Origin of the sequence: Streptomyces sp. CA-210063 (assembly GCF_024612015.1) — a bacterium.
Lineage (GTDB): Bacteria > Actinomycetota > Actinomycetes > Streptomycetales > Streptomycetaceae > Streptomyces.
This window is the reverse complement of the sequence record NZ_CP102512.1, coordinates 568179-585280: the sequence shown is the minus strand read 5'-3', so window position 1 is coordinate 585280 and position 17102 is coordinate 568179. Positions and strand designations below refer to the sequence as shown.

Here is a 17102-nt window from a genome sequence, read left to right as displayed (position 1 = left end):
TCCTTCCTGACCCTTCCGACGCCCCGGTCAGCCGGCCGTCGCGAGGAACTGAGTGGCCGCCAACTCCGCGTAGAGCGGGTCGGCGGCCACGAGTTCGCGATGGGTGCCGACGGCGCGGACGCGGCCCGCGTCCATGACCACGATGCGGTCGGCCATCGTCACCGTGGACAGCCGGTGGGCGACGACCAGCACCGTGGTCGTCCGGGCCACATCGGCGACCGTGTCGCGCAGCGCCGCCTCGTTCACCGCGTCCAGCTGACTCGTCGCCTCGTCGAGCAGCAGCAGCCGGGGGCGGCGCAGCAGCGCCCGGGCGATGGCCACCCGCTGGCGCTCACCGCCGGAGAGCTTGGTGCCCCGGTGGCCGACCAGAGTCTCCAGGCCCTGCGGGAGCTTGGCGACCAGACCGTCCAGGCGGGTCGTCCTGAGCACGCGCCGGACATCGCCCTCGTCGGCCCGCGGGTTGCCCAGCAGCAGGTTGTCGCGCAGGGTCCCGGACAGCACGGGTGCGTCCTGCTCGACATAGCCGATCGCGGACCGCAGTCGGGACAGCTCCCACTCGGCGACATCGCGGCCGTCGACCGTGATGAGGCCCGCCTCGGGGTCGTAGAACCGCTCGATGAGCGAGAACACCGTCGTCTTGCCCGCGCCCGACGGGCCCACGAACGCCGTCATACCCCGGGCCGGGACCTCGAACGTCACGCCGTGGTGGACGTACGGCAGATCGTCGGCGTACCGGAAGCGGACCTCGTCGAAGGCGAGGGCGGCGGGCGGTGCCTCCGGGGACGGCAGCGGCGCGGGTCGGGTGGCCGGCTCGGCGGGCAGACGCAGCGCCTCCTGGATGCGGGCGAGCGCGGCGGCGCCGGTCTGGTACTGGGTGATCGCGCCCACGACCTGCTGTATCGGCGACATCAGATAGAAGACGTACAGCAGGAACGCCACCAGCGTGCCGACGTCGATCGCGCCGGTCGCGACCCGGGCGCCGCCCACCGCCAGCACGGTGATGAAGGCGATCTGCATGGCGAGCCCGGCCGTGTTGCCCGCGGCCGCCGACCACTTGGCGGCCCGGACGCTCTGCCGCCACGACTCCTCGGCCGCCGCGTGGATCGACTCCTCCTCGCGGTGCTCGGCACCGGACGCCTTCACCGTGCGCAGCGCGCCGAGGATCCGCTCCAGCGAGGCGCCCATCGCGCCGACCGCGTCCTGCGCGGCCCGGCTGGCCCGGTTGATACGAGGCACGATGACCCCGAACACCACGCCCGCGCCCACGATCACGCCCAGGGTCACGGCCAGCAGTACCGGGTCCACCAGACCCATCAGCACCACCGTCGCGACCAGCGTGAGCCCGCCGGTGCCGAGACCGACGAGGGTGTCGGTGGTGACCTCGCGCAACAGGGTGGTGTCGGAGGTGATCCGCGCCATCAGGTCGCCCGGCTCGCTGCGGTCCACCGCCGTGATCCGCAACCGCAGCAGATACGACGACAGGGCGCGCCGCGCGCCGAGCACCACCGACTCGGCGGTGCGCCGCAGCACGTACGAACCCACCGCGCCCACCGCCGCGTTGGTGACCACCAGCGCGGACATGAGGACGAGCGCCCAGGTGATGGTCCGGTCGTGCGACAGGTCGTCGATCAGCTCCCGGGCCACCAGTGGCAGGGCGAGCCCGGTGGCGCCGGTGACGAGGGACAGCAGTGCGCCCAGCAGCAGCGCCCAGCGGTGGGGTCGTACATAACCGAGCAGCAGCCGCCAGGTGGGCGGCTGCTGCTCGGCTGTGGTCTCAGGGGTGCTCACGGGGCTCCTCGGCAGATCGGTCGGGGAGTGGGGACGGGGCGCGGAGCCTCAGCCTACGTCGGAGGTGAGGAGCACCGGGAACGACTTTCAACCGCCCGGCAGGGCTTCCCGTCAGCCGAGGCCGTACGGGACTTCATACGCTGGAGGGAGCGGCGGGAGGTGCGGGCTCGTCGTGGCCCGCGCCTCCCGCCGGGGCCGGTTACCGGGCGGAGAGCGCGGCGAGCGTGGCGTCGAGATCCGCGGCGCGCGGACGGTTGTGGGGCAGCCTGCCGAGGATCGCCGCCATGCCGCAGGTGTCGGTGAGCGCCGAGAAGACGAGACCGCCCGCGATCCCCGCCGACAGCAACTGCCAGGCCGGGTGCAGCAGTCCGAGGCCCAGCCCGGCGAGGACGAGCATGCCGGCGGTGAACCGCACCTGACGCTCCATCGCCCAGGTGGCCCTGGCGCCGCCGGCCGGGCGGTCCAGCTCATGGCCGCCGGCTGCCCAGGCGAGTGTGCCGCCGGTGAGCGTGGCGGCCGTGACCCCGTGCTCGGCGAGCAGCAGGCACGCCTTCTCGGACCGGGCACCCGACCGGCAGACCATCAGCGGTTCGGCGGTGGACTCCTTGAGCGCGGGCAGCGCGCGCTCCAGCTGGTCGAGCGGGACGTTCAGGGCGCCGGGCAGATGCCCGGAGGCGTACTCGCCGGGCGTACGGACATCGACGACGATCAGTTCGGACAGCCGCTCGCGGGCCTGCTCGATACCGAGCGCGCGCGGGGTGAGGGGAGTACGAGGAGTGGACATGCTGGACTGCGATCCTTTCCTGAGGGGGGCGGTAAAATACCCCCAAGGGTATGTAGAGGAGTGGAGTGGTCGTGGAGCTGCAGTTCGAAGGCGATGAGCTCAAGTCGGTGTTGAACCGGCTGCGGAGGGCCCAGGGACAGATCTCCGGGGTGATCAAGATGATCGAGGAGGGGCGCGACTGCGAGGACGTCGTCACCCAGCTCGCCGCGGCCTCCCGTGCCCTGGACCGGGCGGGCTTCGCGATCATCGCCACCGGGTTGCAGCAGTGCCTCACTGACGCCGAGAAGAACGGGCGGGACGGCGAGACGAACGAGCAGATGCGGGCGCGGCTGGAGAAGCTGTTCCTTTCGCTGGCGTGAGGGGGACGGGTCGGGAGCGTGGGGGCGGGTTCTGCCGCCGGCCGGGCGGGTCCGGTGGCCGGTCCGTGGCTCAGCCGAGTGATGCCAGCGCGTCGATCAGCATGAACGCGGACACGGCCAGCAGCACCCAGGCGAAGATCCGCCGGAGGGTGTCCCCGGTGACCTTGGCGGCCAGCCGCCTGCCGTCCCAGGCACCGAGGATCGCGGCCCCGGCGAAGGGCGCGACGACCGCCCAGTCGAGCTGTTCGGCCGCACCCGTCCGGGCCGCGAGCGCGGCCAGCGAGTTCACGGTGATGACGAGCAGGCTGGTGCCGACGGCATCGCGCATGCGCAGGCCCACCACGTTCACCAGGGCCGGTACGGCGAGGAAGCCGCCGCCCACCCCGAGGACACCGGTGACCCCGCCGAGCCCCGCGCCGGACAGCGCCACCCGGCTCGGCCGCACGGTCGACTCCTCCCGCCGGGTGCCCGAGGGGCGCAGCATCCGGTAGGCGGCCACTCCCGCGACCAGGGCGAAGGCTCCCGTCAGCAGAGTGGACGGCAGACCCGCCGACAGTGCGCCCCCGAGCGCCGCGGGCACCAGACCGGCCGCCGCGAACAGGGCCCCGCCGCGCAGACGGACCGTGCCCGCCCGGAGGTGCGCGGCCAGCGCGGTCGCCGAGGTGAGCGCGACGATCACCAGGCTGGAGGTCGCCGCCGCGCCCGGGCTGAAGCCGAGCAGATAGATCAGCGCCGGTACGGCGAGCACACTCCCGCCGCCGCCCAGCGCCCCGAGCGAGAGCCCGATCACGCCCCCGGCGAGCAGGGCGAGAACGAGGGTCGTCATGCCGCGGGGACACCGGTCGGTGCGGAAGCGGCGAGGGGTGCGTCCCGCGCCGGGGTGGTGTGCGCCATGGGGAACCCCGCCTCGGCCGCCGCCCCGAAGCCGTCGTCCACCGCCACGACGTCCCGGCCCGCCGCGTCGAGGAGCGACGCGGCGATGGCGGCGCGCATGCCTCCGGCGCAGTGCACCCACACCGTGCCGTCGGGTATCTCGCCGAGCCGGTCGCGCAGCTGGTGCACCGGTATGTGGACCGACCCCGCGATGTGGCCCTCGGCGGCGCGCTCGGCGGCGCGGCGGACGTCGAGGATCACGATCCCGTCGTTCTCGTCGGCCTTCGCCAGGCCGGCGAAGGTCCCGCGCGGAAAGGAGCGCGCACGTTCGCCCTCGCGCAGCCAGTCGGCGGGTGAGCCGGTCGCCGCGGCGGCAGGCCGGTCGATGCCGACGCGCACCAACTCCCGCTGCGCTTCAGCGAGTTGTTCCGCAGAGTCGGCGAGCAGCGTCACCGGCTTGCCCCACGGCAGCAGCCAGGCGAGATACGTGGCGAGCTGCCCCTCCGCCTCGAAGTTCACCGCCCCGGCGACATGCCCCTCGGCGAACGCGACCCGGTGGCGCAGATCCACGACCCACTCGCCCGCCGCCAGCCGCGCGGCGATCTCCCCCGCGCCGGCCGGGGCCGGCGGCGTCAGATCCACCGGCGCGGGTCCCCGCGCGTTGGCGGGGCCCATGTGGGCGTAGTACGCCGGTACGTCGTCGAGGCCGGCCAGCAGTTCGGCCACGAAGGTCTCGACGTCCTTGATCAGGGCCTCGTTGGTGACCCGCTCCTGCCCGATGGTCGTACGGTCGCCCGTCGGCCGCCCGGCGGAACAGAAGCTGCCGAAGCCGTGCGTGGGCAGGACGGCCGTGTACTCCGGCAGCCCTTCGGCCAGCCGGTGCGCCGAGGCGTGCTGTGCGCGGGCCAGCTCACCCGTGAGCCGGGGCTCGACGAGATCCGGGCGTCCGACCGTGCCGATGAGCAGCGAGCCGCCGGTGAACGCGGCCACCGTCACCCCGCTCTCCTCCAGGACGTACGCCGTGTGATGCGGGGTGTGCCCGGGCGTGGCGACCGCGCGCAGTGTGAGATCCGTTCCGATCTGCACCGTGTCGCCGTCGTGCACCGGCACCCGCGCGTAGGCGACCCGCGCTCCGGCGGGCACCAGGTAGGCGGCGCCGGTCAGCCGGGCCAGTTCCAGGCCGCCGGTGACGTAGTCGTTGTGGACGTGCGTCTCGACGACGTACGCGATCCGTACGCCCCGCCGGGCGGCGGCCGCGATCATCCGGTCGATGTCACGCGGCGGATCGACCGCCACGGCCCCGCGTGGACCGCCCGCCAGATAGCTGCGGTTGCCCAGCCCCGGCACCTCGATGGTGTCGACGAAGTACACGGCAGCGCTCCTCTCCTCTTCGATGCGTGTGACCCCTGGAAATTACCCCCGGGGGTATATGTGCAACGGTAGCAGATATACCCGGGGGGGTATTTGACCCGGTCGGGTGCACCACGAAGGACACCCACCGGAGGCCCTACTCGCTGGTCACTCCGTAGGGTGACCAGGGGCGGGAGACCGTCCCATCTCGGATCGACGGAAGGGTTCACCATGGCGCAGGAAGTCCGCGGCGTGATCGCACCGGGCAAGAACGAACCGGTGCGGATCGAGACGATCGTCGTACCGGACCCGGGGCCGGGGGAGGCCGTGGTGAAGGTGCAGGCGTGCGGGGTGTGCCACACCGATCTGCACTACAAGCAGGGCGGCATCAGCGACGACTTCCCCTTCCTCCTCGGCCATGAGGCGGCCGGTGTGGTGGAGTCGGTCGGCCAGGGCGTCACGGACGTCGCCCCCGGCGACTTCGTGATTCTCAACTGGCGTGCGGTGTGCGGCAATTGCCGGGCCTGTCGGCGCGGGCGCCCCTGGTACTGCTTCAACACGCACAACGCCGAGCAGAAGATGACGCTCGCCTCGACCGGCCAGGAGCTGTCGCCCGCGCTCGGCATCGGCGCCTTCGCGGACAAGACGCTCGTCGCCGCCGGGCAGTGCACCAAGGTCGACCCGGCCGCCGCCCCGGCGGTCGCCGGTCTGCTGGGCTGCGGGGTGATGGCGGGCATCGGTGCCGCGATCAACACCGGCAACGTGGGCCGCGGCGACACGGTCGCCGTCATCGGCTGCGGCGGCGTCGGGGACGCGGCCATCGCCGGGTCCCGGCTGGCCGGCGCCGAGAAGATCATCGCCGTGGACATCGACGACCGGAAACTCACCACCGCCAAGAGCATCGGCGCCACCCACACCGTCAACTCCAAGGACACCGACCCCGTCGAGGCGATCCGTGAGCTGACCGGCGGCTTCGGCGCCGATGTCGTCATCGAGGCGGTCGGCCGCCCGGAGACGTACAAGCAGGCCTTCTACGCCCGCGACCTGGCCGGCACGGTCGTCCTCGTCGGCGTCCCCACCCCGGAGATGAAGCTCGAACTGCCGCTCCTCGACGTCTTCGGCCGCGGCGGCGCCCTGAAGTCCTCCTGGTACGGCGACTGCCTGCCCGACCGCGACTTCCCCATGCTGATCAACCTCTACCTCCAGGGCCGCCTGGACCTGGAGGCGTTCGTCACCGAGACCATCGGACTCGACGACGTGGAGAAGGCCTTCGAGCGGATGCACGGCGGCGACGTCCTGCGCTCGGTGGTGACCCTCTGATGGCCGCCCGCATCGAACACCTCGTGACCTCGGGCCAGTTCAGCCTCGACGGCGGCACCTGGGACGTCGACAACAACGTCTGGCTCGTCGGCGACGACCGCGAGGTCATCGTGATCGACGCCGCCCACGACGCCGAAGCCATCGCCGAGGCGGTGGGCGACCGCAGACTGTCGGCGATCGTCTGCACCCACGCCCACAACGACCACATCGACGCCGCGCCCGCCCTCGCCGAGCGCACCGGCGCGCCGATCTGGCTCCACCCGGACGACCTGCCGCTCTGGAAGCAGACCCACCCCGACCGGCTGCCCGACCACTGGCTGGCCGACGGCCAGGTCATCGAGGCCGCCGGAGCCGACCTGACCGTCCTGCACACCCCCGGCCACGCACCGGGCGCCGTCTGCCTGTACGACCCGGGCCTCGGCACGGTCTTCACCGGCGACACCCTGTTCGCCGGCGGCCCGGGCGCCACCGGCCGCTCCTACTCCCACTTCCCGACGATCATCGACTCCATCCGCGACCGCCTCCTCGCCCTCCCGCCCGACACGACCGTCCACACGGGCCACGGCGACAGCACGACGATCGGAGCCGAGGCTCCGCATCTGGAGGAGTGGATCGCGCGCGGCCACTGACAACCATGGGGCGCCCGGCTGCCGAGAAGGCATGGCAGCCGGGCCCCGCCCTCAAGGGGCGCGGGGAACTGCGCGACAAGCCACAGACAACCCGCAGGCGCCCTCTCGTCAAAGTGACCGAGCCCTTGGGCGCAGCCCAAAAAACCCGACACAAGATGTCCGGGTTCCACGACACCCTTCGTGTCGAAGACGCGAAACGCACCCGGTGTCGCCAAGGCGGCACCCGTACGCACAGGAGGTCGGACATGTCGAAGCCGCTGCAGGGCAAGGTCGCACTGGTCGCGGGGGCCTCGCGCGGAGCGGGCCGCGGGATCGCCGTGGAGCTGGGGGCGGCCGGGGCGACGGTGTACGTGACCGGGCGCTCCACACGGGAGCGACGGTCGGAGTACGACCGCCCGGAGACCCTGGAGGACACCGCCGACCTGGTCACGGAAGCGGGCGGCAAAGGCATCGCCGTACCCACCGACCATCTCGAACCGGCCCAGGTCCGGGCCCTGGTGGACCGGATCGCCGACGAGGAGGGCCGACTCGACGTCCTCGTCAACGACATCTGGGGCGGCGAGAAGCTCTTCGCGTGGGACAGCCCGGTCTGGGAGCACGACCTCGACAACGGCCTACGGCTGCTGCGGCTCGCCGTCGAGACCCACGCCATCACCAACCACTTCGCCCTGCCCCTGCTGCTGCGCCACCCCGGCGGCCTGGTGGTGGAGATGACCGACGGCACGGCCGAGTACAACGGGGCCAACTACCGGGTTTCCTTCTTCTACGACCTCGCCAAATCGTCCGTCCTGCGTATGGCGTTCTCCCTCGGCCATGAACTCGGCCCGCGTGGCGCCACCGCCGTCGCCCTCACCCCCGGCTGGCTCCGCTCGGAGATGATGCTCGACGGCTTCGGTGTCACGGAGGACAACTGGCGTGACGCCCTCGACCGCGAACCCCACTTCGCCATCTCCGAGACCCCCCGCTACGTCGGCCGGGCCGTCGCCGCCCTCGCCGCCGACCCCGAAGTCGCCCGCTTCAACGGCGACTCCCTCTCCAGCGGCTCCCTCGCCCGGACCTACGGCTTCACCGACCTCGACGGCAGCCGGCCCGATGCCTGGCGCTACCTCGTCGAGGTCCAGGACGCGGGCAAGCCGGCGGACACGACCGGATACCGGTGAGCCGGGTTCATGTGCCATGCGTCGGCGTCGGCGTCGACGGAGGCGTCGGCGTCGATGTCACCGGCAGCTGCCAGCGTGCCGAGTGGCCGGGCGGGAGCGCCAGATCCTCCCGTACCGCCGTGTAGTAACCGTCCCGGCAGGCGCGCTGCCGTTCCAGCAGGGCCTGCCAGGCGCCCGGATCCCGGGTCTCGGCACGCAGGAACTCCTCCATCTCCATCACCGTGACGACCCAGGCCCGGGCCTTCTCCACCACCTCGGGACTGCCGAGGAGCAGAAGCGCCTCACCGGAGGGGTCCCGGGCGACCGTCGCCTCCGCCATGAGGGGCGCGGCCTCCTGGGGCGACAGGGGGTGGGGATGCGGGTCGTTGCCGAGGTGGGAGGCGACCCGGTAGGTCAGGGTGACGGACTGCTTCAGGGCCCGCGCCCAGTCGGCGTACACCGTGAGCCGCCGCTCCTCCCAACGCGCGGCCTGCTCACGGCGGAACCGGATCTGCTCGCCCCGCATCATCACCAGATACGAGCCGAGCGCGCCTATCACCACGCCGATCAGCGCCGGGAGTTGCTGGATGAAGGTTGACATGATCGCACGGTAACGAACCACCGGCAGTGGACCAACGGCCGCAGCCGAACGGCGCTCCACTCACCCCATCGCCGCGACGATCCCGTCCCAGAACCGCGACCTCGCCTCCAACGCGAGCGTCGCCGTCTCCACGGCCTCCTGCCACCGCGCATCCTCACCCCCGCACAGATCCGCCACCATGGCCATCGCCATCGGCGTGTGCTCCTCCCCGTCCACCTCGATATGCCGCGCGAGGTAGTCGCAGAACAGCGGGAAGCGCTCGGTGCCCTCCTTCTTGATGACCTGGTCGAACATGTCGGGGATCAGGTCCTCCCGGGAGAACGCGAAGGCCGCGGCCCGGCAGTGCAGCGGCCGCTCCCCGATGATCTCGAAGGTCGTACCGACGAACTCGGCCGCAGGGCCGGGCACTTGGGCGACGCGCAGCGCCGCGGGCACCTCGTGGCCCTCGCCGACGAGCCCGAGGAAGGTGTCGAGGCGGGAGGTGTCCGCCCCGGCCTCGCCCATGCCCGACCGGTACAGCTCGAAGTGACTGGTGAACCCGCCGTTCAGCTCGTCGCTCTCCTCGACCAGCACGATGTCGTTGATGAGCCGCCGGCTCACCTCGGACCCGCGCGGCACCCAGGGGACGTCCACACAGGTCAGGTCCCGCTGAAGGGATTTGAGGAGCGACATGAAGTCCCACACCGCGAATACGTGGTGCTCCATGAACACCGCCATGTCAGCACGGCTGTTGATGCGCTGATAGATCGGGTGTGCGGTGACTTCCTTGCGTACGGGTTCGATCGCGGCGCGTGCCCGTTCGATTCCCTCGTGGTTCATATCCCAGTCGTACCTGGACATGGCTCTCCTTTGCTTTCTTGCGTTTTCATGCGGAGCCCGATGGCGATGGTGCGCCTTTATCGCACTGCCGGGCAACCGCTTCCGGGAATTGCCGGAAGTTACCCGGCCGTACCCCTCGACAGAAGGAGCCAAGGCGGATGAAGGTGCCATAGTCGCACGATCCGGACACCTTGAAAATGTTTCGTTGAGGTTTGAACGGGGCCTTGCTTGCTCGCGTATTCGACGGCGTGAGCAGGATTCCCGTTACCGTCACCGTCGCGTACCACGTGGTGCCGGGGCGCGAGGCCGACTTCCACTCATGGGGGTGGGCCGCGCTGCGTACGAGTGCGCAGCAGCCGGGTTTTCTGGGGGGTGGCGTACTCGTCGACGGAGAGGCGGAGTGGCATGTGGTCTACCGCTTCGACAGCGAGGACTCGGCCCGGACCTGGGAGAACTCCCTGGTCTGGGCGCAATGGTCGGCCCGTGCCGAAGGACTGGCCCGGGAGACCGGCCGCCGGAGCATCACGGGTTCCAAGGCCTGGTTCGACTCCCAGACCTCCCGGGCCCCGGCGCCGGCCGTCCCTCCGGGGCCACCCCCGAAATGGAAACTGTGGTTGGTGAATATGAGCGCGGTCTTCCCGCCCGTGCTCTTGTTCAACCTGGCGATACTTCCCTATCTCAACGACCTGAATCCGCTTTTCCGTACACTTCTGCTGTGTCTGTCCGTGACAGCCATCGTCACCTGGATTCTCATGCCGAGACTCCAGCGATTTTTGAAGAAATGGCTGTATCCGCCGCTGCAGGCGCTGCGCGGCCGGCACAAACGACGGACCGCCTAGGTCCGAGAACGATCAGAGGGGGGTGGGCGGGTGAAGACCTTGCTCATCGACAATTATGATTCGTACACGTACAACCTGTTCCAGCTGATCGCCGAGGTCAACGGCGAGGAGCCGGTGGTGGTGCTCAACGACGCCCCGGAGGACGCCATTCCGGAGCTGCGGGAATTCGACAACGTGGTGGTGTCGCCGGGACCCGGACACCCCTCCGAGCCCCGTGACTTCGGCATCGCCGCCCGGGTGATCGCCGAGGCCACGATCCCCGTGCTGGGCGTCTGCCTGGGGCATCAGGGCATCGCGGTGGGGGAGCGGGCCGCTGTCGAACCGGCCCCGTGGCCGCGCCACGGGCACCTGTCGACGGTCCGGCACGACGGCCGCGACCTGTTCCGCGGCCTGCCGCAGAACTTCAGCGTCGTCCGCTACCACTCGCTGTCCGTGCGGGAGCCGCTGCCGCCGACCCTGGAGGCGACCGCCTGGTCCGAGGACGGCGTCCTCATGGGCCTGCGCCACCGGGAACGGCCGCTGTGGGGCGTCCAGTTCCACCCCGAGTCCGTCCTCACCGACCACGGGCACCAGCTGCTGGTCAACTTCCGCGACCTCACGGCGGAACGGGCCGGCGGCCCGCGTACCGAGAACACCGCGGTCATCCCCCTCGCCGGCGCGATCCCGCGCCCCCGCCGGGCCCCCGGCCCCGCCTACCGGCTGCACACCCGCCGTATCGCCGGCGCCGTCGACGCCGAGGCCGCCTTCACCCGCATGTACGCCGACGCGCCGCACGCGTTCTGGCTGGACAGCTCCCGCGTCGAGCCCGGACTGTCGCGGTTCTCGTTCTTCGGCGACGGCAGCGGTCCCCTCTCCGAGTTCGTCCGCTACGACATCGACAGCGGCCTGTGCGAGATCGAGCGGGAGGGACGGCCCACCCGCCGGGTCCAGGCGAGCGTCTTCGACTATCTGAAGCGGCAGCTGGCGAGCCGCAAGGTCGACGCGACGGGCCTGCCGTTCGACTTCACCGGCGGCTACGTCGGTTACTTCGGCTACGAACTCAAGGCCGACAGCGGCTCCACGAACCGGCACACCGCCGAAACCCCGGACGCCTGCTGGCTGTTCGCGGACCGGCTGATCGCCGTGGACCACGAGGAGGGCTTCACCTACGCGGTCTGCCTGTCCGAAAACACCCCGGCCGCCTCGCGCGAGGCCGGCGACTGGCTCGACACCGCGCTGGCCCAGCTGACCTTCGTCTCCTCGGACGCCACGGTCCCCCTCAGGCCCGGCACGCCGCCCTACCCGCGCGCCGCCGAGCCCTGGCTCGTCCGCGACCGCGCCACCTACCTCGCCGACATCGAGGCCTGCAAGGCGGAACTGAACGCGGGCACGAGCTACGAGGTCTGTCTGACCAACGCCGTCCGGTTACCCGCGCCGTACGACCCGTACGACTTCTACCGGGTGCTGCGCCGGACCAACCCGGCCCCGTACGCCGCCTTCCTCAGGTTCGGTGACCTCGACATCGCGGGCTCGTCCCCCGAGCGCTTCCTGCGGATCACCCCGGACGGCGTCGTCGAGGCCAAGCCCATCAAGGGCACCGCGCCCCGGGGCGGCACCCAGGAGGAGGACGACCGGCTGCGCGACGAGCTGGCCGCGGACGCCAAGACGCGCGCCGAGAACCTGATGATCGTCGACCTGCTCCGCAACGACCTGGGCCGGGTCTCCCGGACCGGCTCCGTGAAGGTCACACGTCTGATGGCCACCGAGACGTACGCCACCGTGCACCAGCTGGTCTCCACCGTCGAGGGCAGGCTGCGCGAGGGCACCGACGCCGTCGACTGCGTCCGGGCCTGCTTCCCGGGCGGATCGATGACCGGGGCGCCCAAGCTCCGCACGATGGAGATCATCGACTCGCTGGAGAGCGAGGCGCGCGGCGTGTACTCCGGGGCGCTCGGCTACCTCGGGTGCGGCGGCGGCGCGGACCTCAACATCGTCATCCGTACCGCCGTGTTCCAGGGCGGCCGTATGCACCTGGGCGCGGGCGGCGCGATCGTCCTCGACTCCGATCCGGCCGCCGAGTACGACGAGATGCTGCTGAAGACCGCGGCCCTGATGCGGGCCCACCGGGAGCACGCCTCCGCCCCGGCTGTCACCGAGGAGCCGACGCGATGACGATCACCACGATGTCCCAGCCCACCCGGCTCCAGGCCGACGCCGGCGCCCCCGGCAACCTCGCGGCCCATCTCACCGCCCTCGCCGAGCGACGCGGCTGGTCCGACCGCCCGGCCTTCCACCAGGGCCACCGGGCCTACTCCCACGGCGAGATCCACGACCTCGCGGCCCGAGCCGCCACCGTCCTGGCCGACCACGGAGTCCGCCCCGGCGACCGAGTCCTGCTGGCCCTGCCGGACTCCGTCACCTGGGTCACCACGTTCCTCGCCCTCGCCCGCCTCGGCGCGGTGGCGGTCCTGGTGAACCCCGAACTCACCCCACCCGAACTCCAGTACATGGCGGAGGACACGAAGGCGGTCCTCTGGGTGACGGGACCGGGGCTCGACAATCACGTCCCGGCCCGCGCCACCGTGCCCCGTCAGGGGCGCGGGGAACTGCGCGACCAGCCCCCTACGACCCGCACCGTGAAACCGGCCAAGCCGGCGCCGCGCCTCGGTGCCGACCAGCTGACCGCTCTGTGCGCCACAGCCACACCCACCACGCACGCCCACCCAGTAGACGCCCACAGCCCCCTCTACATCCAGTACACCTCCGGCACCACAGGCCACCCGAAGGGCGTCGTACACGTCCACGGCGACCCCAAGACGTACCACGACCTCATCGGCAGACGACTGCTCCGCATCACCCCGGACGACGTCACCCTGTCCGTCTCCCGGCTGTACTTCGCCTACGGCTTCGGCAACGCCCTGGTCTTCCCCCTCTTCTCCGGCTCCTCCGCCGTCCTCGCCGACCGCCGCCCCACCCCCGCCGCCGTGGACGAACTCGTCGCCCGGCACCGCGTGACCCTCCTCTACTCGGTGCCCTCGGCGTACGCCGCCCTGGTCGCCGACCGGGCGAACGGCCACGAGGACTGCTTCGCCTCGGTACGCGCGGCGGTGTCGGCCGGCGAGGGCATGCCCGCCGGACTCGGCAAGCAGGTCACCGAACTGCTCGGCGCACCCGTCCTGGAGCAGATCGGCTCCACCGAGGCCGGCCACGCCTTCTGCGCCAACAGCTTCGACCACAACCACCCCGGCACGGTCGGCCGCCCCGTCCCCGGCTTCGAGGTCGAACTCCGTGACCGCGCCGGCAACGCGGTGCCGGAGGGCGCGACGGGCGAACTCTGGGTGCGCGGCCCGACGGTGACCCCCGGCTACCTCAACCGGCCCGAGGAGACCGAGCGCGCCCTCGTCGGCGGCTGGCTCAACACCCGGGACCGGGCCTGCCGTGAACCGGACGGCACCTACCGGCATCTGGGCCGCGCCGACGACATGGAGATGGTCGGCGGCATCACCGTCTCCCCGCTGGAGGTGGAGGCCCTGCTGCGCACCCACCGCGGGGTCCGGGACGTCGCCGTCGCCGCCGTCACCGACGAGCGCGGCGCCAGCAAGCTACGGGCCTTCGTCGTCCCCGTCCCGCCCATCGCGGTGGGACTGGAGGCCGAACTGATCTGCATGGCCCGCGACAACCTCGCCGCCTTCAAGGTCCCCCGCAGCGTCAGCTTCGTACCCACGCTGCCCCGCACCGCGACCGGCAAGCTCCGCCGGCACCTCGTCCGCCAAGGGGCGTGGTGAGCCATGGCCGTCACCCGCCCCGGGCCCGCCCCGCACACCCCCGCAGAAAGGTCCGGTCCCATGCGTGACCAGCTTCAGGCCGACCGGCAGTCCGCCCTCACCGGTCGTGGCTTCTACCTCGGCTCGATGCTCAGAGAGGCCGCCGACCGCCACGGGCATGTCTTCGTCACCCTGGACCGGCCCCTCGACGTCAACCCCGGCCTCGGGACCGACCTCGCCTACACGACCCTCGCCGAGGTGGTCGACGAACTCTCCGGCCGCCTCTGGGAAGCGGGCGTCCGCCCCTCCGAGGAGGTGGTCGTCCACAAGACCGACAACGTCGACATCGTGCTCCTGACCTGCGCGGTCTCCCGTATCGGCGCCGTCCCGGTCCTCCTCTCGCCCGGCCTCGCGGGCCCGGTGGTCGGGCAGCTCCTCGAACGCCTCCACAAGCCCTGGCTGATCACCGACCGGGCCAAGCTCGAAGGCCCCCTCCAGGACGTCGGACTCTCCGGTCTCGTACGGCGCACGCTCTCCGTCGACGACGCCCCCGGCGCCGAGCCGCTGGAGAAGTACGCGGGCGCCGCGACGCCGGCCGCCGTACGCCTCCACCCCCGCGACCCCTCCCTCATCACCCACAGCTCGGGCACCACCGGCCTCCCCAAGCTGGCCGTGCACTGCCCGAACACCATGTGGAACCGGCTCGTCCCGCAGAAGGCCATGGGCTGGCCCACGCGCGGCGAGACCGCCGCCCTGCACATGTCGTTCGTGCACTCGCGCTTCTACCATCTGCTCGGCGTCCTGCTGCACTTCGGCAGCCCGCTGCTCCTCATCACCGACCCGGAACCGGCGAACGTGGGCCCGCTCCTGGCCCGCCACCGCCCCGGCATCGTCGAGACCCACCCCAACACCTTCGTCCTGTGGGAGGAGTTGGCCGACGCACCCGGCGCACCGCTGTCCCGCGTCCGCTCGTACGGCTCCACCTTCGACGCCATCCACCCGCGCACCGTGCAGCGGCTGTTGGACGCGTCCAAGCGGCGCTCCCCGTGGCTCATCCAGCTGTACGGACAGAGCGAGACGGGCCCGGTCGCCTTCCAGTGGTTCACCCGCCGCAGCGCCGCCCGCGCCGACGGCCGCCGGGTCGGCATCGGCATCCCCGGCTTCACCCGCGTCCGCGTCGCCGACGACGCCGGACGGCGGGTCGTCCCCGGCACCCCCGGCCGTATCGAGGCCCGCACCCGGGGCCGCATCCTCACCTACCTCGGCGCGCGCGAGCGCTATCTGCGCCAACTCGACAGCGGCTGGTGGCAGATGGGCGACATGGGCTACCAGAGCCGCTGGGGCGCCCTCTACCTCATCGACCGCGAGATCGACCAGATCGACTCCGTGCACAGCAACCTGGAGGTCGAGGACACCCTGATGTCCCGCCTGGAGGAGCTGCGCGAGGTCGTCATCGTCCCCGGCGTCGACCGTGAACCCGTACCCGTGGTGTGCGTACGCGGCGAACGCCCCCTGGACCTCGGGCGCTGGCGGGAGGCCACGGCCGATCTGCCGACCATGGCGGAGCCCCGGCAGTGGCGGTTCGAGGAACTGCCGATGACCTCCACCTGGAAGGTCAAGCGCGTCGAGATCACCCGCATGCTCACCGAAAGCACCCGCGCATGACGACCCCCGACCCCGTGCTCGTCGTGGGCGCCGGCCCCGTGGGCCTCTCCGCGGCCCTCGCCCTGCGCGCCCACGACCTCCCCGTCACTCTTCTCGAAGCCGACCCCGAGGGCCGCGAACGCCCCGGCAGCCGCGCCCTGTTCGTGCACCGCGAGACCCTGGAACTCCTCGAAGGGATGCACCCGGGACTCGCGGTCAACATCGCCGCGTACGGCCAGACCTGGCACACCAAACGCACCCTCTACCGCGGCCGCGAGGTGTACGCCCGGACGTTCCCGCCGCCCACCGGTACCCCGCCCTTCACCAGCCTCCGCCAGGTCGACACCGAGCGCTTCCTGCTCACCGCCTGCCAGGACGCCGGCGTGGAGTTCGTGTGGGGCGCCCGGATCACCGGCGTACGGACCGACCCGGACGCAGTGACCCTCACCGGCGAGGACGGCCGCACCTGGACGGGCACCCACGCCGTCGCCGCCGACGGCGCCCGCTCGGCCGTACGACGCGAACTGGGCATCCCGCTGGAGGGCACCCACGGCGAGGGCTTCCACGTCGTCGCGGACATCGCCGACATCCCCGGCGCCGAACTGCCCCTGGAGCGGGTCTTCCACTACGAGCACCCGGCGCTCGGCGGCCGCAGCGTCATGCGGGTGCCGTTCACCGGCGGCTTCCAGCTCGACCTCCAGTGCCGCGACGACGACGCGACGCAGGAGTACGGCACGAAGGAGGCCGTACGGCGCTGGCTGCCGGAGGTCGTCGGCGACGGGTACGGCGAGCGCATCCTGTGGGTGTCCACCTACCGCTTCCTGCGCAAGGTCGCCGCCGTCTTCACCGACCCGCACCACCGGGTGCTGCTGGCCGGCGAGGCGGCCCACCTCTTCCCGCCGTTCGGGGCGCGCGGCATGAACAGCGGCATCGCGGACGCGGCCGCGGCGGCCCGGGCGATCGCCGACGGCACGCCCGCGGCGGTCGCCTCCTTCGCCGAGGTCCGGCGCTCGGCGGGCCTGTTCAACAGCGCCGCCGCCGGCACGGCACTGGACCATCTGCGGCCCCGGCGCCGTATCGTCCGCGTCAAACAGCGGGCGGCGGCCGTCCTCGCGCCCGTCGTGCCCCGGTGCGGCGCCTGGCTGGAGCACGCGCCCTACGGACCCCGGCACGGCTCCCCGGCCGTCGCGGGCCGCAAGTACTGAACCGGACGC

The 17102-nt window shown here is 71.9% G+C and carries 15 protein-coding genes; 9 read left to right on the top strand and 6 right to left on the bottom strand.

Annotated elements, in window-relative coordinates; genetic code table 11:
- Positions 1 to 27: 27 nt before the first annotated feature.
- Together JIX56_RS02525 and JIX56_RS02520 are read right to left on the bottom strand one after the other, a co-directional pair.
- Positions 28 to 1788 (bottom strand): ABC transporter ATP-binding protein, encoded by a 1761-nt coding sequence (locus JIX56_RS02525; RefSeq protein ID WP_257537109.1) that lies wholly within the window; start codon positions 1786 to 1788, stop codon positions 28 to 30.
- A gap of 199 nt (positions 1789 to 1987) precedes the next feature.
- Positions 1988 to 2572, bottom strand: a complete 585-nt coding sequence (locus JIX56_RS02520; RefSeq protein ID WP_257537108.1) for a rhodanese-like domain-containing protein — start codon at positions 2570 to 2572, stop codon at positions 1988 to 1990.
- 71 nt (positions 2573 to 2643) lie between these two features.
- Between JIX56_RS02520 and JIX56_RS02515 the strand changes: the two genes are divergently transcribed.
- Positions 2644 to 2931: a metal-sensitive transcriptional regulator gene (locus JIX56_RS02515; RefSeq protein ID WP_257537107.1), complete on the top strand. Its 288-nt coding sequence runs from the start codon at positions 2644 to 2646 to the stop codon at positions 2929 to 2931.
- Positions 2932 to 3001: 70 nt separating this feature from the next.
- Here JIX56_RS02515 and JIX56_RS02510 read toward each other — a convergent pair whose 3' ends face one another.
- The gene (locus JIX56_RS02510) at positions 3002 to 3757 is read right to left on the bottom strand and encodes a sulfite exporter TauE/SafE family protein (RefSeq protein WP_257537106.1); all 756 of its coding nucleotides are present in this window, start codon (positions 3755 to 3757) and stop codon (positions 3002 to 3004) included.
- Positions 3754 to 5175, bottom strand: coding sequence for an MBL fold metallo-hydrolase (locus tag JIX56_RS02505; RefSeq protein WP_257537105.1), 1422 nt, complete (start codon positions 5173 to 5175; stop codon positions 3754 to 3756). Before JIX56_RS02505 ends, JIX56_RS02510 begins: the two co-directional genes overlap by 4 nt.
- 210 nt (positions 5176 to 5385) lie before the next feature.
- On the opposite strand from JIX56_RS02505, the gene JIX56_RS02500 reads away from it, so the two are divergent.
- The 3 genes from JIX56_RS02500 (at position 5386) to JIX56_RS02490 (ending at position 8263) form a co-directional block, all read left to right on the top strand.
- Entirely contained in the window at positions 5386 to 6474 is a 1089-nt protein-coding gene (locus JIX56_RS02500) for an S-(hydroxymethyl)mycothiol dehydrogenase (RefSeq protein WP_257537104.1), read from the top strand.
- Positions 6474 to 7103, top strand: coding sequence for an MBL fold metallo-hydrolase (locus JIX56_RS02495; RefSeq protein ID WP_257537103.1), 630 nt, complete (start codon positions 6474 to 6476; stop codon positions 7101 to 7103). Before JIX56_RS02500 ends, JIX56_RS02495 begins: the two co-directional genes overlap by 1 nt.
- Positions 7104 to 7348: 245 nt before the next feature.
- Entirely contained in the window at positions 7349 to 8263 is a 915-nt protein-coding gene (locus tag JIX56_RS02490; RefSeq protein WP_257537102.1) for an SDR family oxidoreductase, read from the top strand.
- Positions 8264 to 8270: 7 nt separating this feature from the next.
- Here JIX56_RS02490 and JIX56_RS02485 read toward each other — a convergent pair whose 3' ends face one another.
- Positions 8271 to 8843 (bottom strand): hypothetical protein, encoded by a 573-nt coding sequence (locus JIX56_RS02485; protein ID WP_257537101.1) that lies wholly within the window; start codon positions 8841 to 8843, stop codon positions 8271 to 8273.
- Between the two features lie 60 nt (positions 8844 to 8903).
- Positions 8904 to 9683 carry a DUF3050 domain-containing protein gene (locus JIX56_RS02480; protein ID WP_257537100.1) on the bottom strand — a complete coding sequence of 260 codons (780 nt, stop codon included), beginning with the start codon at positions 9681 to 9683 and terminating at the stop codon, positions 8904 to 8906.
- A 227-nt stretch (positions 9684 to 9910) separates the two neighbouring features.
- On the opposite strand from JIX56_RS02480, the gene JIX56_RS02475 reads away from it, so the two are divergent.
- Genes JIX56_RS02475 through JIX56_RS02455 form a run of 5 tightly spaced genes read left to right on the top strand, consistent with a single transcriptional unit; the run spans position 9911 to position 17093 of the window.
- A complete protein-coding gene (locus JIX56_RS02475) occupies positions 9911 to 10501 on the top strand; it encodes an antibiotic biosynthesis monooxygenase (protein WP_257537099.1) in 591 nt (196 codons plus the stop codon).
- Between the two features lie 30 nt (positions 10502 to 10531).
- A complete protein-coding gene (gene pabB, locus JIX56_RS02470) occupies positions 10532 to 12652 on the top strand; it encodes an aminodeoxychorismate synthase component I (protein ID WP_257537098.1) in 2121 nt (706 codons plus the stop codon).
- Positions 12649 to 14265 (top strand): benzoate-CoA ligase family protein, encoded by a 1617-nt coding sequence (locus tag JIX56_RS02465; protein ID WP_257537097.1) that lies wholly within the window; start codon positions 12649 to 12651, stop codon positions 14263 to 14265. Before pabB ends, JIX56_RS02465 begins: the two co-directional genes overlap by 4 nt.
- Before the next feature lie 60 nt (positions 14266 to 14325).
- A complete protein-coding gene (locus JIX56_RS02460; RefSeq protein WP_257537096.1) occupies positions 14326 to 15909 on the top strand; it encodes a class I adenylate-forming enzyme family protein in 1584 nt (527 codons plus the stop codon).
- Positions 15906 to 17093, top strand: coding sequence for an FAD-dependent monooxygenase (locus tag JIX56_RS02455; protein ID WP_257537095.1), 1188 nt, complete (start codon positions 15906 to 15908; stop codon positions 17091 to 17093). Before JIX56_RS02460 ends, JIX56_RS02455 begins: the two co-directional genes overlap by 4 nt.
- Positions 17094 to 17102: the final 9 nt, after the last annotated feature.